At 67.1% G+C, this 26,321-nt stretch carries 25 protein-coding genes, 1 tRNA gene and 1 pseudogene; 18 read left to right on the forward strand and 9 right to left on the reverse strand.

All coding sequences use genetic code 11. From position 1 onward, the window contains the following. Positions 1-242: 242 nt before the first annotated feature. The 3 genes from M3C25_RS10075 to M3C25_RS10085 all read right to left on the reverse strand — a co-directional run bounded on the left by M3C25_RS10075 (position 243) and on the right by M3C25_RS10085 (position 3,137). Positions 243-1,481 carry a M20 metallopeptidase family protein gene (locus M3C25_RS10075; protein WP_102163218.1) on the reverse strand — a complete coding sequence of 413 codons (1,239 nt, stop codon included), beginning with the start codon at positions 1,479-1,481 and terminating at the stop codon, positions 243-245. A 91-nt stretch (positions 1,482-1,572) separates the two neighbouring features. Next, positions 1,573-2,856 carry a metal-dependent hydrolase family protein gene (locus M3C25_RS10080; RefSeq protein WP_102163219.1) on the reverse strand — a complete coding sequence of 428 codons (1,284 nt, stop codon included), beginning with the start codon at positions 2,854-2,856 and terminating at the stop codon, positions 1,573-1,575. A 197-nt stretch (positions 2,857-3,053) separates the two neighbouring features. Then, positions 3,054-3,137, reverse strand: a tRNA-Leu gene (locus M3C25_RS10085). A gap of 310 nt (positions 3,138-3,447) precedes the next feature. Here M3C25_RS10085 and M3C25_RS10090 point away from each other — a divergent pair. The 7 genes from M3C25_RS10090 to pknB are packed head-to-tail and all read left to right on the forward strand — an operon-like array spanning position 3,448 to position 13,237. After that, positions 3,448-4,392 (forward strand): FHA domain-containing protein, encoded by a 945-nt coding sequence (locus M3C25_RS10090; protein ID WP_102163220.1) that lies wholly within the window; start codon positions 3,448-3,450, stop codon positions 4,390-4,392. Beyond that, the gene (locus tag M3C25_RS10095; protein ID WP_102163221.1) at positions 4,392-4,904 is read left to right on the forward strand and encodes an FHA domain-containing protein FhaB/FipA; all 513 of its coding nucleotides are present in this window, start codon (positions 4,392-4,394) and stop codon (positions 4,902-4,904) included. The genes M3C25_RS10090 and M3C25_RS10095 overlap by 1 nt, the downstream gene beginning before the upstream one ends. Beyond that, positions 4,901-6,469 (forward strand): PP2C family protein-serine/threonine phosphatase, encoded by a 1,569-nt coding sequence (locus tag M3C25_RS10100; protein WP_311200532.1) that lies wholly within the window; start codon positions 4,901-4,903, stop codon positions 6,467-6,469. Before M3C25_RS10095 ends, M3C25_RS10100 begins: the two co-directional genes overlap by 4 nt. Before the next feature lie 2 nt (positions 6,470-6,471). Continuing rightward, a complete protein-coding gene (locus M3C25_RS10105; protein ID WP_102163222.1) occupies positions 6,472-8,100 on the forward strand; it encodes an FtsW/RodA/SpoVE family cell cycle protein in 1,629 nt (542 codons plus the stop codon). Further along, the gene (locus M3C25_RS10110) at positions 8,097-9,566 is read left to right on the forward strand and encodes a peptidoglycan D,D-transpeptidase FtsI family protein (RefSeq protein WP_102163223.1); all 1,470 of its coding nucleotides are present in this window, start codon (positions 8,097-8,099) and stop codon (positions 9,564-9,566) included. Before M3C25_RS10105 ends, M3C25_RS10110 begins: the two co-directional genes overlap by 4 nt. Next, positions 9,563-11,260 (forward strand): protein kinase domain-containing protein, encoded by a 1,698-nt coding sequence (locus tag M3C25_RS10115; protein ID WP_102163224.1) that lies wholly within the window; start codon positions 9,563-9,565, stop codon positions 11,258-11,260. Before M3C25_RS10110 ends, M3C25_RS10115 begins: the two co-directional genes overlap by 4 nt. Before the next feature lie 18 nt (positions 11,261-11,278). Continuing rightward, positions 11,279-13,237 carry a Stk1 family PASTA domain-containing Ser/Thr kinase gene (gene pknB, locus M3C25_RS10120; protein WP_102163225.1) on the forward strand — a complete coding sequence of 653 codons (1,959 nt, stop codon included), beginning with the start codon at positions 11,279-11,281 and terminating at the stop codon, positions 13,235-13,237. Positions 13,238-13,380: 143 nt separating this feature from the next. Here the strand turns inward: pknB and M3C25_RS10125 are convergent, their stop codons facing one another. From M3C25_RS10125 to M3C25_RS10140, 4 genes are read right to left on the reverse strand one after another with little or no spacing between them, the layout of a single operon-like run. Continuing rightward, positions 13,381-14,025, reverse strand: coding sequence for an anthranilate synthase component II (locus M3C25_RS10125; protein WP_102163226.1), 645 nt, complete (start codon positions 14,023-14,025; stop codon positions 13,381-13,383). Further along, positions 14,025-14,255 carry a hypothetical protein gene (locus M3C25_RS10130; RefSeq protein ID WP_102163227.1) on the reverse strand — a complete coding sequence of 77 codons (231 nt, stop codon included), beginning with the start codon at positions 14,253-14,255 and terminating at the stop codon, positions 14,025-14,027. The genes M3C25_RS10125 and M3C25_RS10130 overlap by 1 nt, the downstream gene beginning before the upstream one ends. After that, positions 14,255-15,337: a class E sortase gene (locus M3C25_RS10135; RefSeq protein WP_259856332.1), complete on the reverse strand. Its 1,083-nt coding sequence runs from the start codon at positions 15,335-15,337 to the stop codon at positions 14,255-14,257. Before M3C25_RS10135 ends, M3C25_RS10130 begins: the two co-directional genes overlap by 1 nt. Continuing rightward, complete coding sequence (locus M3C25_RS10140; protein WP_204514229.1) at positions 15,337-16,047, reverse strand: DUF881 domain-containing protein; 711 nt, start codon at positions 16,045-16,047, stop codon at positions 15,337-15,339. Before M3C25_RS10140 ends, M3C25_RS10135 begins: the two co-directional genes overlap by 1 nt. Before the next feature lie 238 nt (positions 16,048-16,285). On the opposite strand from M3C25_RS10140, the gene M3C25_RS10145 reads away from it, so the two are divergent. The 4 genes from M3C25_RS10145 to yczE all read left to right on the forward strand — a co-directional run bounded on the left by M3C25_RS10145 (position 16,286) and on the right by yczE (position 20,386). After that, complete coding sequence (locus M3C25_RS10145) at positions 16,286-17,944, forward strand: HsdM family class I SAM-dependent methyltransferase (RefSeq protein ID WP_259856334.1); 1,659 nt, start codon at positions 16,286-16,288, stop codon at positions 17,942-17,944. After that, the gene (locus M3C25_RS10150; protein ID WP_102163229.1) at positions 17,934-18,947 is read left to right on the forward strand and encodes a hypothetical protein; all 1,014 of its coding nucleotides are present in this window, start codon (positions 17,934-17,936) and stop codon (positions 18,945-18,947) included. The genes M3C25_RS10145 and M3C25_RS10150 overlap by 11 nt, the downstream gene beginning before the upstream one ends. A gap of 151 nt (positions 18,948-19,098) precedes the next feature. Continuing rightward, positions 19,099-19,728: a cell division protein CrgA gene (locus M3C25_RS10155; RefSeq protein ID WP_259856336.1), complete on the forward strand. Its 630-nt coding sequence runs from the start codon at positions 19,099-19,101 to the stop codon at positions 19,726-19,728. A gap of 4 nt (positions 19,729-19,732) precedes the next feature. Further along, positions 19,733-20,386, forward strand: coding sequence for a membrane protein YczE (gene yczE / locus M3C25_RS10160; protein ID WP_259856338.1), 654 nt, complete (start codon positions 19,733-19,735; stop codon positions 20,384-20,386). Here yczE and M3C25_RS10165 read toward each other — a convergent pair. Next, positions 20,383-21,183, reverse strand: a complete 801-nt coding sequence (locus tag M3C25_RS10165) for a rhomboid family intramembrane serine protease (protein WP_259856347.1) — start codon at positions 21,181-21,183, stop codon at positions 20,383-20,385. The genes yczE and M3C25_RS10165 overlap by 4 nt on opposite strands. Positions 21,184-21,264: 81 nt before the next feature. Then, positions 21,265-21,798, reverse strand: coding sequence for a peptidylprolyl isomerase (locus tag M3C25_RS10170; RefSeq protein ID WP_102163232.1), 534 nt, complete (start codon positions 21,796-21,798; stop codon positions 21,265-21,267). A gap of 166 nt (positions 21,799-21,964) precedes the next feature. Here M3C25_RS10170 and M3C25_RS10175 point away from each other — a divergent pair, with 166 nt between their 5' ends. From M3C25_RS10175 to M3C25_RS10200, 7 genes and pseudogenes are all read left to right on the forward strand, one after another. Further along, positions 21,965-22,888: a hypothetical protein gene (locus tag M3C25_RS10175; protein ID WP_259835576.1), complete on the forward strand. Its 924-nt coding sequence runs from the start codon at positions 21,965-21,967 to the stop codon at positions 22,886-22,888. Positions 22,889-23,186: 298 nt separating this feature from the next. Further along, the gene (locus tag M3C25_RS10180) at positions 23,187-24,035 is read left to right on the forward strand and encodes a hypothetical protein (RefSeq protein WP_259856349.1); all 849 of its coding nucleotides are present in this window, start codon (positions 23,187-23,189) and stop codon (positions 24,033-24,035) included. Between the two features lie 114 nt (positions 24,036-24,149). Continuing rightward, positions 24,150-24,416 (forward strand): annotated as a pseudogene (locus M3C25_RS13175) (recombinase family protein); the annotation flags it as partial. A gap of 164 nt (positions 24,417-24,580) precedes the next feature. Then, positions 24,581-25,111 (forward strand): recombinase family protein, encoded by a 531-nt coding sequence (locus tag M3C25_RS13180; RefSeq protein ID WP_375545121.1) that lies wholly within the window; start codon positions 24,581-24,583, stop codon positions 25,109-25,111. Next, the gene (locus M3C25_RS10190; protein ID WP_259835582.1) at positions 25,065-25,538 is read left to right on the forward strand and encodes a hypothetical protein; all 474 of its coding nucleotides are present in this window, start codon (positions 25,065-25,067) and stop codon (positions 25,536-25,538) included. The genes M3C25_RS13180 and M3C25_RS10190 overlap by 47 nt, the downstream gene beginning before the upstream one ends. Further along, positions 25,522-25,698 carry a hypothetical protein gene (locus tag M3C25_RS10195; protein ID WP_259856352.1) on the forward strand — a complete coding sequence of 59 codons (177 nt, stop codon included), beginning with the start codon at positions 25,522-25,524 and terminating at the stop codon, positions 25,696-25,698. Before M3C25_RS10190 ends, M3C25_RS10195 begins: the two co-directional genes overlap by 17 nt. 72 nt (positions 25,699-25,770) lie before the next feature. After that, positions 25,771-26,094 (forward strand): hypothetical protein, encoded by a 324-nt coding sequence (locus M3C25_RS10200; RefSeq protein ID WP_259835587.1) that lies wholly within the window; start codon positions 25,771-25,773, stop codon positions 26,092-26,094. Positions 26,095-26,321: the final 227 nt, after the last annotated feature.

Below are 26,321 nucleotides of genomic sequence, written 5' to 3' on the forward strand. Positions count from 1 at the left end.
TTGAAGCAACGTTGCTCGCCCTGAGTCGGCGGGCTCGAGCGGCTGTCATCCGGCGAGAAGTGCGCAGCCTCGTAGAACAGCGCGGCGTAGTAGAACCAGATGAGGCAGCTGCCGCGTGGCGTTCAGAAGTGCATCGGCGGATCTTCAACATCAAGAACTGCGGCGCTGGGCTGCTGGACCCCGAACAATCACATGCAAAACTCCGGGCTGAACTGGCGGCGCGCCACACGAGACGCTCAATATTAGCGAGCGCCGGCGCTAAGACGTGTGCTCACACCCCCCCGCAGCCAGGCGGCGTTGGCAAGGAACTCAGCAACGTCGTCGATTGCCGTGTCGCCGAACGAGGCCCGAGGCGAGTGATTCGTCTCGTTCGCGTCACCGTAGGGTTCGGCTCCGACGAGTGCGTAGGCGCCTGGAACTTCGGCAAGCACATGCGAGAAGTCCTCGGAGCCAGTCAGCGGCTCGGACATCTCCGTCCACGAGCCCGCGCCGAAGACCGTGTCGATGACCCGGCAGGCGTAAGCGGTTTCGGTGGCATCGTTGACGGTGACTGGATAGTCGGGCATCGCTTCGATCTCCGCCGTCATCTGATGGGCCTCGGCGATCGAGACGGCCAGCTGCTGGACGTCGGCGAAGAGCCGCTTCTTCGTCTCCGGGGTGAAGGAGCGCAGCGAGATCTTCATCTCCGCGGTCTCCGGGATGATGACCGAGTCAGTGCCGGCCTGCAGCGATCCCAGGGTCGCGACGACCGGTTCGAAGGGGCCGAAACGGCGCGCGACGAGCGTGTTGAGGCCGACGCCGATCTCGCAGGCCACCGGCACCGGGTCGAGAGCGAGGTGCGGCACTGAACCGTGCCCGCCTCGACCGCGGATGACAATGCGCAGCTCATCGCAGCCGGCCATCAGCGTGCCCGGGCGCAGATGCCAGGTGCGCGGGGCGAACATCCCAGAGTAGACATGGGCGCCGAACGCGGCTTCGATCGGCTTGCCACCCGCCTCCAGCAGCCCGTCCTCGATCATCCACTTCGCTCCGACGTAGGCTTCCTCGGCCGGCTGGAACATGAACAGCACATCGCAGGACAGCTCGCTGCGGCGCTTATGCAGCATCCGCAGCGCGCCGACCAGGCCAGCGGTGTGAATGTCATGGCCGCAGGCGTGCATGCGACCGGGGATCTTCGACGCCCACGGAATGTCGACATTCTCTTCGACCGGCAGCCCGTCCATATCGCCGCGCAGCAGCACCAGCGGGGTATCAGCGCTCGAGTCAGGAGCCCGCAGGATGACGATGATCGAAGACTGGCGCTCACCGGTGGTGATCTCCAAGCCGTCGAGGTCGCTGATCGCTTTGAGCACCTTCGCCTGAGTGCGCGGCAGTTCGGTGCCGAGCTCGGGATGCTCGTGCAGGTCATGGCGCAGCTCGCGCAGGAAGGCGCGCAGTTCGTCGCTGACGGTCAGCGGTGCGGCGGTGGGCTCAGCAGTCATATCGGGTCTCCTTGTGAAAGGTGCAGGGATGGGGTCGTGCAGAAGCCAGGGTGGCACAGAGAATGACGCCCGCCGATCGGCGGGCGGTGCGTCACCGCACGCGCCTACCGGCCTGCCACACACCGATGGTGTGCTGGCGGATCTTCTCGGCTCCGCCGTCACGCAGGTCGGTGTCGAAGAGCACAAGGTCAGCTGTCTGACCGGGTGCGATCCGCCCGATGTTCTCGTCATCGAGCAGGCGTGCCGCGACCGAGGTGGCGGAGGCGAGCGCATCGACAGGGGCCATGCCGTTGGCGATCATCAGCTCGATCTCCTCGAGATTCTGCCCGTGCTCGCCGACTCCGGCATCGGTGCCCATCGCGATCTGCACACCGGCCTCGTAGGCGGCGGCGATCGAAGCGGCGTGCGTCTCAGCGACCCGCCGGGCCTTGTCGACGACAGCTGGCGGCAGGGGTGCACCGGCATCGGCGGCGGCGATGACGGACATCGGGGCCTGCAGAGTCGGAACGAGGAAGGTGCCGGCCTCGAGCATCATCTCGATCGACTCGTCGTCGAGGTAGATGCCGTGTTCGATCGAACGAACCCCAGCCCGCAGCGCGTTCTTGATCCCCTCGGTCCCCTGGGCATGGGACATGACATAGGAGCCCTGGGCGTGCGCCTCGGAGACGATGACGGCGATCTCCTCCTCGGTGAACTGTGAGTGCCGGGGATCGTCAGTCGGCGACAGCACCCCGCCGGTCGAGCAGATCTTGATCTGATCGGCGCCAGCGCGCAGGATCTCTCGCACCTTCCGCAGCACCCCCTCAGGCCCGTCGGCGACACCGTCGGGTCGGCCGGGATGGCTGGTGAGCATCGGCATCGAGCAGCCTGAGAGCATCTGCCCGTCACCGTGCCCGCCGGTCTGGGACATGATCGAGATCGCCAGGCGGAGGTCGGGACCGCTGATGAGCCCGGTCTGCAGAGCGTGACGCACTCCGGCGTCGGCGCCGCCGGCATCACGGGCAGTGGTGACCCCGGCCTGCAGGGTGCGCTGCAGGTGGACGACGGACTTGTAGAACTGCAGTGAGAACGGTTCGGTGAAGGCGGTCAGCGATCCCGCATCGGAGAAGCACACATGGACGTGGCAGTCGATGATGCCCGGGGTGAGGGTGTGGCCGTAGGCGTCGATGACCTCGAGGTCGCCGCTGGCAGCATCCGCGCCTGAGGCGGCCGGTGAATCCGCTTCCGCTGCCGAGGCCTCGGTCGCGGTGAGCGACTCGATCACCCCATCGGTAACGCGCACGTCCTGCAGCTGGGGGAGGAAGTCCTCCCCATCGAACACCCGCACTCCGCGCAGCAGCGCCCTGCCCGTCACCGACGCGGACTTCTCCACCATGCGGCACCTCTTTCATCAGCAGACATCGTTGTCATGGTTGCTCACACGCTATCGGGGTGCGTCGCGTGCGGCAAAGAGGATTCTCAGCAGCACGGGACGGACGCGCAGCAGCACGGCGCGCGGAACACGGACCGCCGACGATGCGAAACAGCCCCCCACCGAGGTGTTTCGCCTGGTGAGGGGCTGTTTTCCCAACGTGCGCGAGGGGGGACTTGAACCCCCACGATCTTGCGATCACTGGCACCTGAAGCCAGCGCGTCTACCAATTCCGCCACTCGCGCGAGCAGCACCAGGAAACTCTAACACCCTGCCCGCGGCAGCGCCAATCCGGTGGCGCAGGACACAGCTGAGACCGCCCTGCGGCGAGGGCCGGGACAACCGGTGCGAACCGCACAAGCCCACCTCCGGCGCGACAGCGGTATGGCATTCTGGGCAGATATTCAGCACAGTCGGCATGTGATTGACACGGTCTCGCGTTAGCATGGAGTGTTGACAGCTCGCACGCTGATCCTTTCAACGTGCACGCAGAACCGACCGCACGACCCGCTGCCGCAGCCCACGTGCCGCAGCCGGCAGGAGAGGAGGCACCGGATGGGCGTACTCGATCGCTTCGAACGCCGCATCGAACGCGTCGTTAACGGCGCCTTCGCCAAAGCCTTCCGCTCCCAGGTCGAGCCCGTCGAACTCGCCGGCGCACTGCGCACCGAGTCCGACAACCGCGCAGCCGTCGTTTCCCGCGGGCGCACGCTGACAGCCAACAGCTATACGATCGAACTCTCCGCCAACGACTTCGACCGCCTCGAGCCGATCCAGGCCGAGCTGCGCCGCGATCTGCGCCAGGTCGTCGGCGACCATGCCGTCGAACAGGGTTACAGCTTTGTGGGCCCCATCAACGTCGGCTTCGAACGCGCCGAAGACCTCGACACCGGCATCTACCGGGTGCGCTCCAACACGCTGCGCCCCGACGGCTCGCCGGCCGCGCAGCCGCCCAACCGGGGCGGCTACGACCCTGAGAGCCGCGCCAACCCCATCGTCGCCGAGGAATGGGAGCAGCGCACCGGTCACACCTCCTCGCGCCCCAACCCGCAGGTCGCCCCGCAGGCCACCGGTTACGAACAAGCTCCCGCCTACGCCGGCGCCCCGGCCCCAGCGATGGGCCGCCCCCGAGGCGCCGCCCGCCCTGGTGCCGCAGCTCCGGGAGGCGCCGGATCCAGTGCCGCCGGCCATCCGCGACCGGGTTCGAACATCCAGTGCAGCGCTGAGATCGACGGCCGCAGCTACCGTCTCGGCGAGGGCACGACCGTCTTCGGCCGCTCGTCGAACAGCGCCGACATCGTCCTCGACGACTCCGGCGTCTCGCGCCGGCACTTCGAGATCACCGTGCGCGACGGCCACGCCACTGCCACCGACCTCGGGTCGACGAACGGCACGCTGCTCGACGGCCGCCGCATCACCTCTGTCATGCTCACCGATGGGGCGCGGCTCACCGCCGGCGACACCGAGGTGCTGTTCCGGCACCGGGAAATGGGAGGCTGATGAGCGAGTTCACCGTCCTGGTGCTGCGGTTGGCATTCTTCGTTCTGCTGTGGCTCTTCGTCTTCCTCATCGCCGGTGTCCTGCGCCAAGACCTCTTCGGCCCACGTCGCAGCCGCAATCGAGCGTCCCGACGCAGCCGGAAGACCGCTGGCAGCCCCGCTGCTGCGCCTGCCGGCTCGGCCTCCTCGCAGCCACACCACCCGCCTGCTGCCGCGCCGCAGCAGCCCCACTCCCTCGTCGTCACCTCCGGTGCGCTGCAGGGGATGGTCATCGCGCTGGGCACCGCGCCGATCACGATCGGCCGCTCCAGTGACAACACCCTGGTGCTCGACGATGACTTCGCCTCCGGCCATCACGCCCGCTTCGTCCCCTCCGGCGGCCGCTGGTACGTCGAGGACCTCGGCTCCACCAACGGAACCTTCATCGGCGAACAGCGCCTGTCCAGCCCCATCCCCATCTCCCCCGGCACCGCCGTGACCGTCGGCCACACCACCATGGAGCTACGTTCGTGAGCAGTCCCCACCCCATCATGCTGCGCTCAGCCGCTCGCTCCCACGTCGGCGCGGTGCGCAAGAACAACCAGGACTCCGGCTATGCCGGGCCGAACTTCCTGCTCATCGCCGACGGCATGGGCGGGCACGCCGGAGGTGACGTCGCCTCGGCGATCACCGTCGCCCGGCTCTCCGACCTCGATGCCGACGATCACGAACACGACGCCTCCGAAGCGCTGCGCACCGCGATCCTCGACGCCAATGAGCGCATCACCAACTCGGTGGCCGAGAAGCCCGAACTCGCCGGAATGGGCACCACTGTCACTGCGCTGCTGCGCGCCGGTTCGAAGCTGGCTCTGGCCCACATCGGCGACTCGCGCGGCTACCTGCTGCGCGACGGCGAACTCGACCTCGCCACCCACGATCACACCTTCGTGCAGATGCTCGTCGATGAAGGCCGCATCACCGCCGAAGAGGCCGAACAGCATCCGCAGCGCTCGGTTGTCATGCGCGTGCTCGGCGACGTCGGCGCGGCACCGGAACTCGATATGTCGATCCGCGAGGCGCGCATCGGGGATCGGTGGATGCTGTGCTCGGACGGGCTGACCGGATTCGCCGACATCGACGAGATCAAGCACACCCTGGCCACCGTCGACGACCCCGGCGCCTGCTGCGACCGGCTCGTCGAAATGGCCCTCGACGGCGGCGGCGCAGACAATATCACCGTCGTCATCGGCGATGTCGTCGCGGCCGACGACAGCGCTGAGACCACCAGCGGCGAATCGGTCGGCTCCGTGCGCGACAACCCGCAGTTCGCGCTGCTGGGCCAGAAGGACACCCCCACCGAGCTCATCGACACCGGCCAGTTCGACACCATCGGCGAGGAGAACACCGCCACCCACCCACTCGACACCGTCAACCCGCCCGACAACGGCGCACCTGCCGCGGCGATCGGCGCCTCGGGCACGGCCGCTGGTCCCGGTGGGGCCACCGCCGCCGGGGATCTTGGCTCGGCTGCCCGCGGTCGCGGCACGCGCACCGCGACCGTCGCTGAGACCCAGGAGATCGCCCGCCACGACGAGGACATCGCCCGTCACGACGAGGACTGGGACGATGATGAGAGACCCAGGCGCCGCCCGCTGCTCGGCATCATCGTCACCATCGCCGTGCTCGCAGCACTCGTGCTCGCTGGCGTCGTCGGCTACACCTTCATCCGCGGGCAGTACTACGTCGCCGCCGACGCCGGCAATGTCGCTGTCTACCGCGGCATCGCCCAGAAGCTCGGGCCGATCGAACTCTCCGAACTCGACGAGACCACCGAGGTGCGCGTCGATGACCTCTCGGCGTACTCGCAGCGCCGCATCGAGCAGACCATTCCGGCCAGCTCACGCGCCGATGCCGACAGACTCGTCGGCAACCTGCGCGATGAGGCCGAGCAGAACGCCGCGAAGAAGATGAGCGCCGGCGCCGCCGATACCTCAACGGACCCGGCACCGCCGCCGAAGAACACCGGCGAACCGAACCCCGACAGCACCGACCAGCAGGGTCAGGGCGTGCCCGAACGGTCCTCGGACACGGGCGGGTGAGCATGAGCTACGCACCTGACGCTCCCGCACTCTCCCCGGCCGCGACGACGCCCCAGCGGCACCGGAGCCCGCAGGCCCTGCGGATCTCCGAGCTGCTGCTGACCGCGCTGGCCGTCGTCATCTCCGCCGGCGCCTACGCACTCGTGGGCCTCGGCAGTGAACAGACCGTGCCCGCCAACGTCTACCAGTACGCCGGCTGGCTGGCAGCCCTCGCCCTCGCCCTGCACCTCATCGTGTGGTGGCGGGCCCGCTACGCCGACCCCGTCCTCGTGCCGCTGGCCGTGCTGCTCAACGGCCTCGGCCTGGCGATGATCTACCGCATCGACGTCGCCAAGACCGCCGCCGGTCGCGAATCGAATGCCGCCGTCTCCCAGCTCATCTGGATGACCCTCGGGATCATCCTGTGCGCCCTCGTCATCGCGTTCCTGCGCGATCACCGGATGCTGCGCCGCTACACCTACCTCACCGGCTTAGCCGCCCTCGTGCTGCTCATGCTGCCGCTCGTGCCCGGCCTCGGCAAGACCATCAACGGTGCCCGCATCTGGATCGGCATCGGCGGCATGTCCTTCCAGCCCGGTGAGATCGCCAAGATCTGCCTGGCGATCTTCTTCGCCGGCTACCTCGTCAGCTTCCGCGACCAGCTCGTGCTCGCCGGACCCAAATTCCTCGGCATGCAATTCCCGCGCCCACGCGACCTCGGGCCGATCATCATCGCCTGGGTCGCCAGCGTCGGCATCCTCGTCCTGCAGCGCGACCTCGGCACCTCGCTGCTGTTCTTCGGCCTCTTCGTCGCCGTCCTCTACGTCGGCACCGGCAAGAAGGCCTGGATCTTCCTCGGCCTGGGCATGTTCACCGCCGGTGCGCTCATCGCCTCGCGCATCTTCAGCCACGTCCAGCAGCGCCTCGACGGCTGGCTCGATGCGCTCAATCCGGACATGTACAACCGTGAGATCGGCGGGTCCTACCAGCTCGTACAGGGCCTGTTCGGCATGGCCAAGGGCGGACTGACCGGCGCGGGCCTGGGCAACGGCCGGCCCCACATCGTGCCCTATGCCGAATCCGACTTCATCTACGCCTCCCTCGGCGAGGAGCTCGGGCTCGTCGGCATGTTCGCGATCCTGCTGCTCTACGTGGTCCTCTTCGAACGCGGCATGAAGATCGCCCAGCAGCTGCGCGACGGCTTCGGCACCCTGCTGGCCACCGGCCTGTCCTTCACCATCGCCCTGCAGTGCTTCATCGTCATCGGCGGCGTCACCCGGCTCATCCCGCTCACCGGCCTGACCACTCCGTTCCTGGCCTACGGCGGCTCCTCGCTCATCGCGAACTGGATCATCATCGGCCTGATGCTGCGCATGAGCGACAACGCCCGCCGCCCGGCCGAGGAGTTCCAGACCGGCGTGCTCACCATCCAGAAGCCCGGCGACGAGGAGGAGGCCCACGAATCGGCTCTCGCTTCTACGCTCGGCCGGCTGCGCTCCAAGCGCAAGGTCCGCCGTCCCGGTGACGCACCGGTGACCCCTCCCGAGGTGTACGCGACCGGCGAGCAGCACCCCACCCCCGCCTCGGGCGCGGGAATCGACGCCGATGACACCCCGACGACGAACTTCCAGCGCGGAGGTGAGAGCCAGTGAAGAACCCACTCAAGCACCTGGCCGTCGTCGGCTTCGTGATGTTCGCGCTGCTGTTCGGCTCAACAAGCTACGTACAGTACTTCGCCGCGCAGTCACTGAAGGACAATCCGCTGAACAACCGGACGCTGCTCGACGAGCTCTCCCGCGACCGCGGGCCTATCCTCGTCGACGGCACCCCGATCGCCTACTCAGAACCCGTCGACGACCCGTACAAGTTCCAGCGCAAGTACGGCGCTGAGGGGATGTCTGCAGAGATGTACGCCAGCCTCACCGGCTACTTCTCCATCACCTCGGGCACCTCCGGGCTCGAGCGCACCGAGAACGGGCTGCTGTCGGGCACCGACGACGCGCTGTTCTACGACAAGGTCTCCAACCTGCTCACCGGCCAGCAGCCGGCCGGCGCCGCCGTTGAACTCACCATCAACCCGAAGGCCCAGAAGGCCGCCTGGGACGGCCTGAGCGGCCAGCGCGGCGCCGCCGTCGCCCTCGACCCGAAGACCGGCAAGGTCCTCGCCATGGTCTCGACGCCGGGCTGGGACCCCAACGCGCTGGCCACGCACAACCGGGATGCCGCCCTCGATGCGTACAATTCGCTCATCGACAACGACGCCAACCCGGCCTACAACCGGGCGATCGGCGGCAACCTCTACCCGCCGGGCTCGACGTTCAAGCTCGTCACCGCTGCTGCCGCGCTCGAATCCGGGCAGTACACCAAGGACTCCGAGCTGCCCTCGCCGACCGTGCTCGACCTGCCGCAGACCTCGGCGACGATCCGCAACGCCGGCGGCGCCTCCTGCGGCAACGGCAGCACCGCCAGCCTCGACCATGCGCTGACGAAGTCGTGCAACACGACCTTCGCGCAGCTGGGCATGGACCTAGGTGCTGAGGCGATGAATGAGCAGGCGAAGAAGTTCGGCTTCGGGGAGAGCTTCGACATGCCGCTGGCGGTCACCGCCTCGTCGTTCCCCTCCGATGTCAACGAACCGCAGCTCGCCCAGTCGTCCCTCGGCCAGTTCGAAGTGCGCGCCACCCCCATCCAGATGGCGATGGTCGCCTCAGCGATCGCCAACGACGGAGAGCTCATGCAGCCCCAGCTCATCTCCCAGATCCGCAACGCCCGCACCCTCGATCTCATCGAGGAGCCGCGGCCGCGGACCTTCTCCAACCCGATCAGCAGCGACACCGCCGGTCAGCTGACGGACATGATGGTCAACGTCGTCGACTCGGGAACCGGCACCGCCGCGAAGATCCCCGGTGTCGATGTCGCAGCGAAGACCGGCACGGCACAGCACGCGAAGGGCAGGGCACCGCATGCATGGTTCACCTCCTTCGCCCCGGCAGACGACCCGCAGGTCGCCGTGGCAGTCGTCGTCGAAAGCGGCGGCAATGCCGGCAATGAGGCCTCCGGTGGACGCGTCGCGGGCCCGATCGCAAAATCAGTCATGGAAGCGGTGATGGATTCATGAGGCCAGAACCAGGCACGCTGCTCGGCGGCCGTTACGAGCTCACCAACCGGATCGCCGTCGGCGGCATGGGCGAGGTGTGGCGCGGACGCGACACCGTCCTCGAACGCGAGGTCGCAGCGAAGATCATGAAGGACGAGTACCTGTCCGATCAGGGCTTCCTCGCCCGCTTCCGGGCCGAGGCGCGTTCGATGGGTGCTGTGTCCGATCCCGGCATCGCCGGCGTGTACGACTACGGCGAGGAGAACGGCTCACCGTACCTCGTCATGGAGTTCGTGCCCGGTGAGTCGCTGGCCGCCCTGCTCGACCGCGGCCCGATGAGCGAGGCCGATACGCTCTCGATCATCGCGCAGGCTGCGCAGGCGCTGCATGCTGCGCACATGTCCGGGGTCGTCCACCGCGACGTCAAGCCCGGCAACCTGCTCATCACCCCGGATTTCCGGGTCAAGATCACCGACTTCGGCATCGCCCGGGTCGCTGACCAGGCGCCTTTGACGAAGACCGGCCAGGTGATGGGCACCGCCCAGTACCTGGCCCCAGAGCAAGCGACCGGCAAGGGCTCGACACCGAAGTCGGACCTGTACTCACTCGGCATCATCGCCTACGAGGCGCTGGCTGGAAACCGCCCGTTCACCGGCGACTCGCAGGTCGAGATCGCCATCGCGCAGGTCAACCGCCAGCACCCGCCGCTGCCGGAGACGGTCTCCGAACCGGTCCGCCGGCTGGTCGACTCGCTGCTGTCGAAGCAGCCGGAGAAGCGCCCGGCCTCCGGTGCGGCGCTGGCGACCGCGGCGCGTGCCCTCATGAACGGCGATGTGCCCGCAGCCGAGGCGGCGGTCCCGCAGATGCTCGCCGCCGGAGCGGCCGCGGCAGCCGCCTCCGAGGCGGTCACCCGCGTGTTCAGCCAGCCTGAGGACTCCTCGACCCGCGTCATGCCGGCCACCCAGCAGACCCGTGCCTACCAGCCGGGCAGCCACACCGGTGCCTCAGCCGTCGCCCCGTATGGGCCCGACGGCCAGCTCGCCGAGGACCCGGAGGCCGAGGAGGACGAGAAGAAGTCGAAGGCCCCGGCGGTCATCATCACGATCCTGGTGATCCTGCTGCTGGCCGGTCTCGCCTGGATCGGCTGGCTGTTCTTCGGCCCAAAGGACGATGAACCGGATCCTGCTCCGACGGCGACGGCCACGCCGACGCAGAAGGAGATCACCATCAAGCCCAGCGACTACATCGGCCTCTCCGAAGCCTCGGCGACCTCGAACCTCGAGCAGCTGGGACTGAAGGTCAGGTCGACGATGGTGACCTCGAACGAGTCTGCCGGCACGGTCGTCGATGTCCGCGAGGGCAGCAACGGCTACACTTTTGCCCCTGGTGACACCGTCACGATCGAAGTGTCGGAAGGACCGCAGCGCCAGGAGCCGACCCGCGCCCCGGAGCCGACGCGGGAAGGTGAGCCCACGCGCAACCCGCAGCCGACGCAGGAACCCGAACCTGAGCCCACCCAGCCACCGGACGACGGCGGTGATGATGGTGGCGACGGCGGCGATGATGGCGGTGGCAACGGCAACGGCGGTGGCAACGGCAACGGCGGTGGCAACGGCAACGGCGGTGGCAACGGCAACGGCGGTGGCAAAGGCAACGGCGGTGGCAGCAACAACGGCAGCGGACCGGGCCAGAACTCCGGCCGCGGCGGAAACTGACAGACGAGAAGGAACAGCATGAGCGAACCGCGGATACTCTCCGGCCGATACGAAGTGCATCGGCTGCTGGGACGTGGCGGCATGGCCGAGGTCCACGAGGGCCTCGACACCCGCCTGGGCCGTCGTGTTGCCATCAAGCTGCTGCGCTCTGACCTCGCCCGTGACCCGTCGTTCCACGCCCGCCTCAAGCGTGAAGCGCAGGCGGCCGCCGGTCTCAACCACCCCGGCATCGTCGCCGTCTACGACTCCGGTGAGGAGGTCTTCTCCGAATCCGGCGGCTCGACCGTGCAGGTGCCCTTCATCGTCATGGAGTACGTCGAGGGGCACACGCTGCGCGAGGTCATCTCCACCCATGGCAGCCTGACGATCCGCGAGGCCCTCGACGTCACCGCAGGTGTGCTCGGCCCGCTGGAGTACAGCCACCGCAACGGCATCGTCCACCGCGACATCAAACCCGCCAACGTCATGCTCACCCCTGAGGGCGACATCAAGGTGATGGACTTCGGCATCGCCCGCGCCCTGGAGGACACCGGCAGCCTGACCCAGACCCAGTCGGTCGTCGGCACCGCCCAGTACCTCTCACCCGAGCAGGCGCGCGGCGAGATCGTCGACGCCCGCTCCGACCTGTACTCCACCGCCTGCCTGCTGTACGAACTCGTCGCCGGCCGGCCGCCGTTCCAGGGCGATTCGCAGCTCGCGGTCGCCTACCAGCACGTCGGCGAACGACCGAAGGCTCCCTCGGAGTTCAATCCCGAGGTGCCGCCTGCTCTCGACCGGCTGCTCATGCACGCCCTGGAGAAGGACCGCGACATCCGCTACCAGGATGCCTTCACCTTCCGCGAGGACGTCCTTGCCGTGCGCGACGGCCGACCGACTTCGCTCGACGGCGATGCCGATGACGCCACCCAGATGTTCAGACCACCGGCGGCTCTGGCCGGTGCCGGGCTAGGGGCGGCCGCAGCCGGCATCGGCACTCCGCAGCCGGCCTACGCCACCGGTATGCCGACCCAGGCGATGAACACCGCGCCGATGACGAATGCCGTCGCCACCGTGCCAGAGGACGAGGACGGTGTCGATGAGGAGAAGGAGCGCAAGCGCAAGACCTGGATGTGGATCGGTGCTGCGCTTGTCGCCGTCGTGCTCGCCGGGCTCGGTCTGTGGGTCTACAACGCCACCAAGGAACGGGAGCCGGTGACCTTCGAGCTGGCAGATCTGCGCGACCGCTCAGCCGATAATGCCGACAGCTACCTCATCAACCAGAACCTCACACCTGATCGTGAGCCGATCGCCGATGATGAGATCAAGGAGGGCAATGTCGTCAAGACCGATCCTCCGGCCGGCTCCCAGGTCAAACACGGCGACACCATCAAGGTCTACGTCTCCACCGGCCCCGACGTGGTATCCGTCCCCGATGTGTCCGGGGAGACCGAGTCGCTGGCCCGCCAGCGCATCAACGATGCCGACCTCAAGGCCGGCAACAACATCGACGAGAACTCACCGGATGTCGAACCCGGCACGGTCATCGAGACGCGCCCGAAAGCCGGCACCGAGGTCGACAAGGACTCTAACGTCGACTTGGTGCTCTCGACCGGACGGATCGACGTGCCCGATGTGCTCGGCAAGACCGAGCAGGAGGCCTGCGACGCGCTCAAGAGCGACGACTACCAGCTGGAGTGCGACGTCAGGGAAGAGGAGACCGCCGATCACGAAGAGGGCAAGGTCTTCAAGCAGAGCACTGATGCCGGTGAGGAGGTCGAGCAGCACGCCACCATCACCGTCACGATCGCCAAGGCCCCGCCGGAGCCGACCGAGACCCCGACTCCGTCGCCGACACCGACCGAGGACGATGACGATGGCGACGGCGGTGGCATCGAATGGCCGTGGCCGGACAACACCTTCGACCCGGGCAACCGGCTCGACGAAGTCGCAGACGACGCCCTGAACCGCATGCGCGGACGCTTCGGCTTCACCAGCTGAGCTGTGCGAGACGACTGACCGGCCGGGAATCCCTCGGCCGGTCAGTGCATTCACGGCTCAGCGCATTCCGGACTCACCCCAATGCGTGGTGGTCCCAGCCCAGTGCGTGGTGGGACCGAGCTCAGCTGCGGGTGGGACCGAGCTCAGCTGCGGGCCGACAGCTGCGGTGCACGATCCCGGGCGGCCGCAGCCGCTTGAGGCATCCCGCAGGCGGCGAGGAAGTTGCCGATCATCTGGTACCCGCATTCGGTCAGCACCGACTCGGGATGGAACTGCACGCCGAACACCGGCGCGCTGCGGTGCTCGATGCCCATGATGACTCCGTCGGCGGTCTGCGCGGTGACGGCGAAGACGTCCGCGGGCAGGGTCTCGTCGACGATCGCCAGGGAGTGATAGCGGGTGACGGTCAGCGGGCTCGGGCAGCCGGCGAACAGGCCGGTGCCGGTGTGGGTGATCTGCGAGGTCTTGCCGTGCATGAGCACCGGCGAGTGCGACACCGTCGCCCCGAACACCTCGCCCATCGCCTGATGGCCCAGGCACACGCCGAGGACCGGCAGACCGATGTCCGCGCAGTGGGCGATGACCTGCGGGCACACACCGGCATCGGCTGGGGCTCCGGGACCCGGGGAGATGAGCACCCCGTCGTACTCTGCCAGGGTGCCCGCCACCTCGGGCGCGGTGAGATCGTCGTTGCGGATCACCGTCGTCTCGGCACCGAGCTCGCGGACGTAGCTCACCAGGGTGTAGACGAAGCTGTCGTAGTTGTCGATGACGAGGATGCGCGCCATCAGCCGCCCTGTCCGGGCTCTTCGACGCCGGGTTCGCCGCCCTCACCGGGCCGGGCCGGGGCGTGGTCGCCCTCCTCCTCGATCGTCGCCTCGTTGAACGGCATGTACGGGGCGACGATGGGGAACACGAACTGCATGAGCAGGTAGCACGCCCCGGCGATGAGGCCGAGGGACAGAATGAGCTTGGAGAACCAGTTGCCGGGCAGGATCCGCCAGATGAGTTCGTACATCAGTCAGTCGCACCTGCCTTCTTGTATGCCGAGGAGTCCTTGATGGAGTCCGGCGGGCCCTCGCTCGCGTGCCGCCAGTCGGTGAGCTCGAAGTAGCCGATGTAGCGCTCCCGGGCCGAGAACATCGGGTTGCAGGCCGTGAGCGTCATGATCCGGTCCTTGCCCTTGTAGTCCGGCATGTCCGGTACGGGGGCGAGCACCTCGGTCTGGTCCGGCAGCACGATGTCGAAGTTGACGAAGGTGTAGGTGTAGTAGCCGTCGGCCGTCTGCACGATCGCCTCGTCGCCGGGGCGGATCTCGGCGATGAGGTTGAGCGGCTTGCCGTAGGTCACGCGGTGGCCGGCCATCGCGAAGTTGCCCACCTCCCCGGGCATCGCGGCATTCGGGTAGCGGCCCAGGCCCATCCGGTTGAGCACCGGCTCGAGCGAGACACCCTCGGCGATCGTACGGTAGTAGTCCTCGCCGAAGCGGGGGATGTACATGATGCCGAAGGCAGAGTTGAGATCGGCCGGATCGCTGACGTACGGGGTGTCGGGATCCTCGGGCAGCTCGTTGCGCGGGTTGTCCTGCCACTGCGTGGTCAGCTCGTTTGCGAGGTTGCGGTTGTCCTCGTTGGCCGCGATGTCGGTCCACCACAGCTGCCAGACGACGAACAGGATGAGGATGAGACCGGCGGTGATGCACAGTTCGCCGAATGCGCGGATGGTGCCGCGCACCGGGCCGAGCGGCTCGCGTTCGGGCTTGGGTTTGCGGGCTGTGCGGGCCCGCGGCGGCTCATCGCCGAAGACGACGGTGTCGAAGTCAGCGTGCCGAGTGGCCCTCGGCATCGGCTCGGTCTGCGGGGCAGTGGCCCCATAGGCCGTCGCCGAGGCGACGCTCGGGGTGCCGTAGCTGTGCTCGGAGTGGCGAGAGGCGGATTTGATGACAGGGCGCGGGCTGGTGTGGGCTGCCCCACTCGTCGGTGCCCCTGCAGTGCCGGAGGCGGCTGCGGTTCCGCTGTCACCGGCACCATTGCCGGCCTGCCGGGCTGCGTCAGCGCGCTCCTGCGCGATGCGCTCACGGCGCGACATCGGTTGATCCACTACTGCTTCACCTTTGCTTGGGAGAGGTCGAACGCGCCCTCATAGGCATCCAGGGTCAGCGTTCCGGTCTCGACTTTCCACCCTAATCCTAAGCGCTCGGCGTACTGCTGATAGACCTGCACAGCTGGAGAGTCGCTGAGTGCCTGACGCAGTGCGTCCGGGTCGCCGACGGCTTCGATGACATACGGCGGGGAGTACACCTGCGAGCTGACCCGCAGGGTGTTGCCGACGCACTGGACCGAGGAGGTCGCAACGATGCGCTGGCCCTGGACGGACATGCCCTTCGCCCCGCCGGCCCACAGCGCGTTCATGACGCCTTCGAGGTCCTGCTGGTGGATGACGAGGTCGTTGACGGATACGCCGGGAAGGTTCATCGACTCCCGCGGCGCGTCATCGAGGGTGACGGTGACACCCTCGCCTGTGAGTTCGGCTGCCCGGGCCTCGGCGGCGAGCGCATCGGCGAACTTCTGCGCTTCATCGGCTTCGTCGGAGCCGGAGCGGCGCTGCAGCTCCTCGACGGTGCGGCGCTGCTCGGCCACGCTCTCTTCGAGCTTGCGGCCCTGGTCGGAGCGCTCCTTGACGATGTCGGGCAGTGTTGAGGCCTCGGTGCGCAGCCGGGTGCCGTCGGAGGTCTTCGCCGAGGTGGCCATGAGCAGCCCGCAGATGAGCAGCACGATGAATACCATCGGGTGTCCGAAGAGTCTCTTCACTTCTGCTGTGCTCCGCCCTCTGCACCGCCTGCCGGCGCAGTGTCGTGTGTGCTTTCCAATGTACCCAGCGCGTCGACAGGCGGCCAAGTGACGACCGCGCCGTGACGGCGTGCGACAGCGCCCGGGTGTCGATGTCAGTGCCGAGGTGTTGACTGGGAGGCGATCCCACCGGCAGGCAGCACACGCCGCGGGGTCGGGATTTCGAAGCGCGATGATCGATAATGGAGAGGTGACGTCCATGCCCGCAGCCTCGCCGGCTGACACTTCCGCCCTGCGCAAGGCCCGCGGTGCGTTCTTCACGCCTGCCGACATCACCGAGTTCATCGCCGCCTGGGCGGTCCGCTCCCCGGATGACCGGGTGCTCGAGCCCTCTGCCGGAGATGCCGCGTTCCTGCTCTCAGCCCACCGGCGGCTGACGGCCCTCGATTCGGCCCGCGCCAGCACCCCGACCGTTCACGGGGTGGAGATCCATCCCGAGAGCGCGGAGATCGGCCGTGCCCGCGTCACCGCTGCCGGGGGCCGGGCCGATATCGAGGTCAGCGACTTCTTCCGCCTGCCGCCGACCGGTGACTATGACACCGTCATCGGCAATCCGCCGTTCATCCGCTATCAGGGGTTCACCGGTGAGAGCCGGGCTCGCGCCCGGGAGGCCGCGCTGCGCGGCGGGGTCGCCCTGTCCGGGCTGGCCTCCAGCTGGGCGGCCTTCACCATCCACTCCGCTCTGTTCCTGCGGTCCGGCGGCCGGCTGGGCCTCGTGCTGCCGGCCGAGCTGCTGACCGTCAACTATGCCGCCCCGGTGCGCACCTTCCTGTTCGAGAGCTTCCGCAGCGTCGAACTCGTCCTCTTCGAAGAGCAGGTCTTCCCAGGTGCTGAGACCGAGGTCGTCCTGCTGCTGGCCGACGGCTACCAGGAGGGCCCGAGCGCCCATGCGACGATCCGGCAGGCCCGTGCGGCTTCAGAGCTCACTGCCCTGGCGCCCGGTCAGCAGTGGACGCCGGTCGACCCGGCGGCCAAGTGGATCGACAGCCTCGTCAGCCCCGCAGCGACTACCGCCCTGCAGACGCAGATGGAGGCCGGGCGGTTCTGCGATCTGGAGACCTGGGGGGATACGACGCTGGGCACGGTGACCGGCAACAACAAGTACTTCACGCTCTCGACCTCCCGTGCCGCCGAACTCGGGCTGACCTCCCGTGATCTCATGCGCGTCTCTCCGCCCGGCAGCTCGCATCTGCGCGGGCTCTCCCTCACCCCTGCACAGCTGCGCCGGCTGGCAGGCGAGGGTCAGGCAACGCAGCTGTTCTATCCGCGCGAACCGCTCTCTGCTGCGGCGGCGGCCTACATCGAGGCCGGTGAGCGCACCGGTGTGCACGAGGCCTACAAGTGCCGGGTGCGCCGCACCTGGTACCGGGTGCCGCTGCTGGAGCCTGCCGATCTGCTGCTGACGTGCATGAACGCCGACACTCCCCGCCTGACGACGAACAGCGCCCGCGCCCGGCACCTCAACTCCGTGCACGGGGTGTATCTGCGCGAGGAGCACCGTGAGCTCGGCAGTGAGCTGCTGCCGCTGGCCAGCCTCAACGCCGTGACGATGCTGCACGCTGAGATCGTCGGCCGCAGCTACGGCGGGGGCATCCTCAAACTCGAACCCAAGGAAGCCGACCGCTGGGCAGTCCCCTCCCCTGCGCTCATCGCCTCCGCCGCCGAAGCGCTGGCCGCCATCCGCCCGCGCGTCGCCCGGCTGCTGCACACCGGCCGGCTGGCCGAGGCATCCGCACTCGTTGATGCCGTGCTGCTGTCTGAGCCCGAGCACCTGAGCGCACGAGAGCTCGACGACGTGCGACAGGCCAGAGATGAGATGGTGCGCCGACGGACCGTCAGGGGTGCCAGTGGCCGCTGAGACGAGTGCGAAGGAACGCGCCTGGCTGCTCTTCGACCACATCATCGCCCAGGCCGCACCTGACGGTGAGCACGCCGATCCGTGGACGACGACCGATGACGGCAGGCTGCGGTTCTCCCCCGACGTCCCGACCTTGGAGCGGCTGCTCGGCGTGCCGCTGCTGCTGCGGGCCGGCAGCCAGACCGGTGTGCCTGCCCTGGCATTGGATGTGTGGCTGTCCTATGAGCTGCGCCGCGCCGGCTTCGACCCCGATGCCGTGTGGCCGCGGGCGACCCATCCGCGGATCCTGCCGACCCCGATCGCCAAGCTGCTCGCCGGCCTGCCGGCAGCCGAACGCGACGCCCTCACCGCCCGACTGGCCCAGCGCACCGCGATTCCCGGTGCGACGGCGGCGAGTGCGAACATCCTCGGCAAGCACTACCTCAAACAGGTCGATGTCATGATGACCGACTGGGCGACCGGGCCCGAGCTGCTCATCTCGACGAAGCGGATGGACTCCTCCTATGGCAAGAACGCCGCCAACCGCGTCGAGGAGTCCTACGGAGATGCGAAGAACCTGCGGCTGCGCCACCCCTTGGCCGCCCTCGGCTTCGTGCTCGGACTGCGCTCGGACATCCTGGAGACGGCTCCGGCGACTGCCGACTGGCTCTTCGACCTCGTCGGCAAGCTCGGGCAGGAGGACGATGCCTACCACGCCACCAGCATCATCATCTTCGACTACACCGACCCGAGAGCCAGCGGCACCCTGTTCGACGACGCCGCACAGCTGGCACCCGGCGGGGACCTCGATGCGATCATCGACCGCCTGCCTGAGGCCCGCGTCCGCGACGATGTCGTCGCCGACTGGCTCTCCCCTGGCCGGTTCCTCACCGTCATGGTCAACCGGGTGCTCGACGCCACCCCGGTGACATTCCACCCGGAGGCGCGCCGGCGGCGCAGCGCGGCCCGGAACAGTGCGGCCCGGCTCGGGTCGGTCATCACCGACGACGGCCGCATCCTCTGATCGAGCACCCCCGCACAACTGCTGGCTTTCGGGCAATGTGCACAGCAGTGCTCCTCGAGTAGACTTTGGTTGTTGTCCAACCCCCACATGCACCCAGGGACAGCATCCGCAGGCCCCTCGCCGGGCCTGGTCTGTCCACCGGAGGAGAAACGTGTCCAAGTCGAGCCGTAACCGCAAAGCGCACCGCACCTCGCGCCACACGGAGAGCCCCAAGGCCGCCGAGACGACCGAAGAGACTCTGAACGACGAGACTCTCGACATCGACGACACCGCTGAGGCCACCGACGTCGACACTGCAGACACTGCAGACGAGAAGGACACGCCGCCCAAGAAGGACACGGCACCGGCGAAGAGCACCGCAGCGAAGAAGAAGTCCACCGGTTCTAAGCCGGCCGGCGCGACCGCTGCCGGCAAGAAGACCTCGAAGAAGGCTGACGCCGACGACGACGCCAAGGACGAGAAGTCCGGCAAGGCCGCCCGCTCCGGCAACCCCGCCAAGCGCAGCAAGGCGCGTACCAGCCGCTCGACCTCCCGGTCCACGTCCCGGTCGACCGGCCGCACCACCTCGACCTACGACGGCACCACCTCGACGGTGACCAAGCCGAACCCGCGCTGGTTCGTGCCCGTCATGGTCGGCATCCTGCTGCTCGGCCTCGCCTGGCTCGTCGTCTTCTACCTCTCTCAGGGCGCCTGGCCTGTTGAGGCCTGGGGCAACTGGAACCTCGTCGCAGGCTTCTCGATCCTCGTCGCCGGGCTCCTGATGTCGACACGATGGCGCTAAGGGAATGGCGAAACCGGCCGGATACTTCCGTCTTCTAGCTCACCACCCTCTGCCCATCCGCCTGGCGGCACTGTACGTCGGGCTGTTCCTCTACGGGTTCTCCGCCGGGCTCATGCTGCGGTCGACGCTGGGCAATATGCCCTGGGACGTGCTGCACGAGGGCCTGTCGAAGCTGACCGGCATCTCGATCGGCCTCGTCGTCGTGATCCTGTCGTTCCTCCTGCTGCTGCTGTGGATCCCGCTCAAGCAGCGCCCGGGTCTGGGCACCCTGTCGAATGCGCTGCTTGTGGGCCTGTTCATCGACCTGACCCTGTTCATCGTCCCGGCACCGGAACAGCTGTGGCTGCGCATCGTCTTCGTCGCGTTCGCTATCCTCATCAACGCCGTGGCCACGGTGCTCTACATCATTCCGAACTTCGGGCCGGGCCCGCGCGACGGGCTCATGACCGGCCTCGTCCTCAAGACCGGCGGGTCGGTCACGGTCGTGCGCGCCTCCATCGAGATCGCTGTCATGCTCATCGGCTGGCTGCTCGGCGGCACCCTGTTCATCGCCACGATCGTCTTCGCCTTCGTGATCGGGCCGGTGACCCACTTCATCCTTCACCTGGCGATCAAGCTCTTGGGGCCCGGTGACCCGATGGTCTCCGAGGACACCTAGACCGTCACCGGCACCCAGACGAGTGCCGCGAACCCGGCTGCGCTCACCACCGCTGTCAGGATCAGCAGACTGAGCGCACGCAGACGCTGCGGGGCGAAGAAGTACACGCAGCCGAAGACGAAGCCGGTGACGAAGCCGCCGAGGTGAGCCTGCCAGGAGATGTTGGGCACCAGCCAGATGAGCACCGCGTTGATCGCGACGAACCCGAACACCCCGGTGAGGTTCCGGTCGAGTCGACGGGTGGGGGTGGCCACGAAGCCGACGAGGCCGAACAGCGCTCCCGAGGCGCCGATGTGCACCGTGAGCAGGGCCTGCGGACTGCCGTCGGCAAGGGCGAGGGCGAACACCGCCAGCGAACCGCCGAATGCACTGAAGAGATACAGCAGCGCAAACCACCCTGAGCCGGTGTATCGCTCCAGGAACGTGCCGAAGAAGTACAGCCCGACCATGTTGAACATGATGTGCATGCTGCCGGCGTGGATGAAGGCTGTCGTGAGCGCGGTGTAGGGCTCGGAGACCGCCCAGTAGGCGGCGAAGCCGAACATCCGCGGGATCCAGTCACCGGTCAGCAGCTGCAGCAGCCACACGATCACGCATGCCCCGATGAGGCCGTACGTCACCGGAGTCGACGGCAGCCTGCGGGCGTTCCTGCCCGGCATGCCCTGCGGCGGACCCGGCGCCGAGGGGCCCGGCGCGAACGGACCGGGGTGGCCAGACCCAGGCTGGGGAGAGCCCGGCCCGCTGCCTCCGAGGCGCGGGTTGCCGGGCTCCGGCGACTCATGCGGAGGAACTGACATGACCACATCCTATGGACGGCAGTGAACGGGACCGGCCCCTGGTCCACAGGGGATCAGGGGCCGGTGAAAGAAGGACTGGGATCAGCGGATCTCGACGGATTCGATGACGACCGGCTCGGTCGGGCGGTCAGCCTGACCAGTCGGCACGGCCTCGATGGCGTCGACAACCTTCTTCGAGTCCTCGTCGGCGACCTCACCGAAGATCGTGTGCTTGCCGTTGAGCCACGGGGTCTCCACGGTCGAGATGAAGAACTGCGAGCCGTTGGTGCCGCGGCCCATCTGCTTGCCGGCGTTGGCCATGGCCAGCAGGTAGGGCTTGTTGAACTGCAGTTCGGGGTGGATCTCGTCGTCGAAGACGTAGCCGGGGCCGCCGGTGCCGGTGCCCAGCGGGCAGCCGCCCTGGATCATGAACTGCTTGATGATGCGGTGGAAGCCGAGTCCGTCGTAGAACGGACGGGTGACCTGCTGACCGGACTGCGGATCGGTGAACTCGCGCTTGCCCTCGGCGAGCTCGACGAAGTTCGCCACGGTCTTCGGGGCGTGGTTGCCGAAGAGGTCGATGACGATGTCACCCTTGTTCGTGTGCAGGACTGCCTGCTGCGTTGCAATACTCATAGACGTCATTCTGTCACGAACGCACGCACGCGCCCACCGCCTCGGGAGCGGAGCGCCCACCGTCACCGGCGGGAATCCTAGGCGAATTGTCAGCGTTCAGACGCCCACCCGGGCGCCGCACTGATTAGCTCAGCCTCTAGACTGGGGGTAACGTTGAAGTCACAGAATGAATCCACCGATTCCGGAGGGTGAGATGTTCAAGAAGAAGACCCAGCCCACGTCCCAGCGCCTGCTCCACGAGGTCAGCGATGTTGCCGTCGCAGTCGGTGATGCAGTGCGCGCAGGATCTGCGCAGGCCATCGAAGCCTCCGGACCGGCACTGGAGAAGGCCAACGCCTTTGTCGGCGGCGGTGCGGCGAAGAATGCGCCGAAGCTGCGTCGAGTGTCGAAGAAGCTCAAGGAGGCTGCTGACCAAGTGCGACCCGATGTGAACCATTTCGAGAAGGATCTCCGCCCCCGCCTGGAGAAGCTGGGCAAGGACGGCCGCAAGCAGTTCGGCGCCGTCGCTGACCAGGTGGCCGACCAGTTCGATTCGCTCAGCGCAGACAGCCGCGAGCGCCTGGCCACCGCCAAGAAGCGCGTGGCCGATGACTGGGCTCCCGACGCCACCCAGCGCGCAGGCGCCCTGGCCGCCGGTGCTGCCGGAGCCCTGGCTTCGGCCCAGACTCCGAAGGCCATCGAGGACATCGCCACCAAGCTGACCGGCGACAAGAAGGCCGTGAAGAAGGCCAAGAAGGCCCTGAAGAAGGCCGGCAAGGACATCGAGAAGCGGACCGCGAAGTCCGGCATAGGCACCGGCACCAAGGTGTTCCTGTGGATGCTCGTGCTCGTCGGCCTGGCCGGTGTCGCCTACTTCGTGTGGCGCAAGGCCCAGCCGGTCGAAGACCCGTGGTCGACGCCGCTGGAGGGCAACCGCCCCGCCGACGCCCGCCCGGTCGGCACCACCCCGGCATCCCGCCAGACCCCGGTCACCGAGGTCTCCGAGGCTCCCGTCCCGGCTGCCAAGGTCGAGGATCTCGACGCTGATGCTGAGGAAGAGGGTGTCGACGAGTTCGGCAACCCCCGGGCCAAGGATCCGCACAACTTCTGATCATTCCGCTCCCGAGGTGAGACTCGGGTGAGGTGACCAGCGCCCCCGGTTCGTTTCGTGCGAACCGGAGGCGCTGTCGTCTGCGCTGATGACCTCGCCTCAGAACCGATCCCAGGGAGGCATTCGCGCTGCAACGCGATGACCTGGCAAAACGCGTCGCCATAGTATTGACATATATGAATATATCTTCGTGATTATTAAACATATGTCTAGCTAATTCGCAGGTTTCTGCACCTCGCTCTGTGGCTACTGTCTCGGCCGCTCGCGTCCTGCGCTTCCCGGAAGGTACGTCCTACGCATGACTATCCTGAAATCGGTCAAATCACTTGCTGTTGCCTCAGCAACTGGCGCCGCTTTGCTCCTCTCCGGAGTCGGTATCTCGGCTGCTGCCACAGACACCTCTGACAACGAGCCCACCAACGACGGCCAGGTCACCTGCTTCGATGACTTCACCTGGGCCAGCCAATCGACCCTGCACCCTGGAGCCAATGACGTCGTCGACCGGCAGAAGGAACTCACGCACGGCGCCGATGTCGCCGTCGACGGCTGGACCGGAAGTCGTCCCGGCGTCGACGGGTGGGACGAGTCGGGAACACCGACCTTCCGCATCGTCGTCGGCACGCTGAGCTACCTCACCGACGTCAACGCAACGATCGCCTACGTCGGCAACGACGACGCCGAGTTCACCGGCACCAACACGCTTGTCAGCCCAGCAGCCGGTGCGACGCCGCCTGAGTACAAGAAGAAGAAGCTCACGAATCTCGTCGAGCCGCAGCTGGCTGATGACAAGAAGTCCTTCTCCTGCAACATCACCGAGGACCAGATCCTGCCGAAGAACAGCTCGGCAAGCTTCAATGCGACCGGGAACAAGGAACTCCTCGGCGACAGCACTAAACCTCTGACAGTCAAGGTCACCGTCACCGACAAGATCGCTGTGCCGTGTGAAGAGGATCCGGACAACCCCGGCTACTACGACCATGAAGAAGGCAGCGCCGGATCGGTCTGCGAGGTCGACTGGACACTGGCCTCAACCATGGACAACCGCCTCATCGACCCGTCGAACAACGGATACCGCAGCAAGGACCGCGATACCAACAACGGCGACCATCTACCCTTTCAGACGTACTTGAGTAGACTTGCCCCATGACGGACCTCCACTGCTTTACGGGCAGCCCTCTACGCCCGTCAGTCCGTCTAGGAACCCGTCGGCATCCAGCAGCAGCTCGCCGACGGTCGAGAGGACGCTCGCAGGCGTGGCTGGATGATCATCGACGAGTACGTAGACGACGACACCAGCGGGAGCAAGAGCCGCGGCGCGAAGACACGCTGGGCTCAGATGCTCAGGGACTACGACGCGGGCCTCTTCGACGCTCTGATCGTCACAGAGGCCTCCCGCCTCACCCGCGCTCTGACCGACGTTCTGGATGTCCGGCCCCCAAGGCGCGACATGCGCGTCGTCGCCATCCGAGAGGGCGTCGATACAGTGGGAGGAGACGACTACCTCCTCAAGCAACTGGTGCTTCTTGCAGAGCGCGAGGTCTGGGTCAAGACCCAGCGGTCGAAGCGATACTCGCTTGACCGCCGCAAAGCCACCCGTCGGCCGGCAGGACACCCTATGGATACCGATGGGTCCATGCGCCAGACCGTGACGACCGCGGCACGCGCTTCAAGATCGACACCGACGAGGCCAAGGTGGTTCGGAGGATTTTCGCCGAGTTCGTCGCAGGCGCTCCTCTCGGCCAGATTGCCCACGACCTCACCTCGGACGGATATGCGACCCGCGAGAGCAGCCGATGGCACACGTCCACGGTCCGGCGCGTGCTGATCAACCCGCACTACTCAGCTCTCCTTCCCCCCTACGCAGCCGACCGGCCAGAACGACCTCGCGAAGGTCGCCATCGAGGACTGCATTCCCGGGGCGTGGGAGTCGATCATCGAGCGCGACCACCTGCTGGCTGCACGCAGCCGGCTCGTAGGCGTGAAACCAAACCACAACGGCACAGCGAGAAAGTGGCTACTTTCCGGGCTCGCCGTATGCGGCGTATGCGGCGGCCCCATCCGATCAGCGCGAGCGAGCACGCACCCCACCGCGCGCAAGGACGGCACCGGCAAGGCGCCAAGGCAGTATCACGCCGTGTACCGCTGCCTCCGGGGTCACGTCGTACGCAAGGGCGCCATGATCGACGAGTTCATCAAGGAGATCTGCATCGAGCGTCTGTCTAAGCCCGATGCCCACGATCTACTGGCACCACGCGCAGAGCGGCCAGACCTCGCCGTCCTGCACGCGCGACGCATCGAGCTCGAGAGCCGCGATGCGGGCATCGCCACGTTGATCGCGAAGGGGAAGATGAGCCCGAAGGCGGCTGAAGAGGCTCTCGACGATCTGGATGCCGAACTCCGGATCGTCAACGACCAGATCGCTCTGGCCGTGCGCTCAGATCCGTTGGCCGATGTTCTTGACAGCGACGACGCGCGCTTGTGGTGGGAGACCGCGACCCTCGCTCGACGCCGAGCGGTCGTGAGCGCCCTGATGACCGTGGTGCTCCATCGCGTCGGCAATGGACGCCGGATAACCAACCTCGAACAAGTGGCTGACACGATCACCATCGACTGGACGCGACACAGTGGGAGCGATGACTCTTATGGATGATCCGTTCGGGCGTGAGGACGAGAAGTACAGGACGTGTGCTGAGTGCGGTGGTGACTGCGAGCCCGAGCTCATGCCGACCGGCGTCGGGATGCGCATCGCCTTCTACTGCCCGACGCACGGTGTGCACACCCTCGTCGACCCGTTCGAGGGCCTGCGCTAGACGCCAGTCGGGAGCCGCCGTGGGCGAGCCGGGAGACGAGCTGACAGTTCAACACAACCGGGAGATACCACCATGGCTTGGAAGACCATCAACGAGAACATCACTGTGCGCTATCCGCAATTTACGATGACCGGCTTAATCGAGTACGACACAGCTCAGGCGTCCCTCGCTCAGGTTGACGCCGATACTGGCGAGGATGTGGTTCTTTCCATCGATCTCTTCGAGTACGGCTATGTGCCCGCTCCCGGGGAGGTCTTCTTGAAGGACTGGTCAGAGAACCATGGATTCGCCGCCGCGTTGCAGGCAGCAGGCGTGATCGAGATCGTCGGAGAGGTACGCGTTGGACCCTTCATGTCGAGGGCGTACAGAGTGCGAGTCTTGAGCGAGCCACACTAGCTACGTTTTGCGCCTGCGAGGGAAGGAGACGGCCACACATGGCGGAGTGCTGGGAGTCAGCTGCGACGCATGCCGATGCGCTCGTAAGCTCTGCGCAGCCGCTTCAGGCACATACCGATAACGAGGAGGAAGGGGACTGTCGCATGGATAGGTGACATCTGATCTGGTGGGGTTCCCCGCAAGTTGTGGACACTTGAACCACGTCACGCAGCCTGCGTAGACGCTTT

Source organism: Brevibacterium luteolum (assembly GCF_025147615.1).
Classification (GTDB): domain Bacteria; phylum Actinomycetota; class Actinomycetes; order Actinomycetales; family Brevibacteriaceae; genus Brevibacterium; species Brevibacterium luteolum.

What these genes read in the sequence shown, in the direction of transcription:
- M3C25_RS10200 (WP_259835587.1), top strand. Translation starts at nt 25,771, where the DNA reads ATGGCTTGGAAGACCATCAACGAGAACATCACTGTGCGCTATCCGCAA.
- M3C25_RS10115 (WP_102163224.1), top strand. Translation starts at nt 9,563, where the DNA reads ATGAGGCCAGAACCAGGCACGCTGCTCGGCGGCCGTTACGAGCTCACC.
- M3C25_RS10125 (WP_102163226.1), bottom strand. Translation starts at nt 14,025, where the DNA reads ATGGCGCGCATCCTCGTCATCGACAACTACGACAGCTTCGTCTACACC.
- M3C25_RS10145 (WP_259856334.1), top strand. Translation starts at nt 16,286, where the DNA reads ATGCCCGCAGCCTCGCCGGCTGACACTTCCGCCCTGCGCAAGGCCCGC.
- M3C25_RS10075 (WP_102163218.1), bottom strand. Translation starts at nt 1,481, where the DNA reads ATGACTGCTGAGCCCACCGCCGCACCGCTGACCGTCAGCGACGAACTG.
- M3C25_RS10095 (WP_102163221.1), top strand. Translation starts at nt 4,392, where the DNA reads ATGAGCGAGTTCACCGTCCTGGTGCTGCGGTTGGCATTCTTCGTTCTG.
- M3C25_RS10180 (WP_259856349.1), top strand. Translation starts at nt 23,187, where the DNA reads ATGACTATCCTGAAATCGGTCAAATCACTTGCTGTTGCCTCAGCAACT.
- M3C25_RS10130 (WP_102163227.1), bottom strand. Translation starts at nt 14,255, where the DNA reads ATGTACGAACTCATCTGGCGGATCCTGCCCGGCAACTGGTTCTCCAAG.
- M3C25_RS10195 (WP_259856352.1), top strand. Translation starts at nt 25,522, where the DNA reads ATGACTCTTATGGATGATCCGTTCGGGCGTGAGGACGAGAAGTACAGG.
- yczE (WP_259856338.1), top strand. Translation starts at nt 19,733, where the DNA reads ATGGCGAAACCGGCCGGATACTTCCGTCTTCTAGCTCACCACCCTCTG.
- M3C25_RS10170 (WP_102163232.1), bottom strand. Translation starts at nt 21,798, where the DNA reads ATGAGTATTGCAACGCAGCAGGCAGTCCTGCACACGAACAAGGGTGAC.
- M3C25_RS10175 (WP_259835576.1), top strand. Translation starts at nt 21,965, where the DNA reads ATGAATCCACCGATTCCGGAGGGTGAGATGTTCAAGAAGAAGACCCAG.
- pknB (WP_102163225.1), top strand. Translation starts at nt 11,279, where the DNA reads ATGAGCGAACCGCGGATACTCTCCGGCCGATACGAAGTGCATCGGCTG.
- M3C25_RS10105 (WP_102163222.1), top strand. Translation starts at nt 6,472, where the DNA reads ATGAGCTACGCACCTGACGCTCCCGCACTCTCCCCGGCCGCGACGACG.
- M3C25_RS10080 (WP_102163219.1), bottom strand. Translation starts at nt 2,856, where the DNA reads ATGGTGGAGAAGTCCGCGTCGGTGACGGGCAGGGCGCTGCTGCGCGGA.
- M3C25_RS10190 (WP_259835582.1), top strand. Translation starts at nt 25,065, where the DNA reads ATGATCGACGAGTTCATCAAGGAGATCTGCATCGAGCGTCTGTCTAAG.
- M3C25_RS10165 (WP_259856347.1), bottom strand. Translation starts at nt 21,183, where the DNA reads ATGTCAGTTCCTCCGCATGAGTCGCCGGAGCCCGGCAACCCGCGCCTC.
- M3C25_RS10090 (WP_102163220.1), top strand. Translation starts at nt 3,448, where the DNA reads ATGGGCGTACTCGATCGCTTCGAACGCCGCATCGAACGCGTCGTTAAC.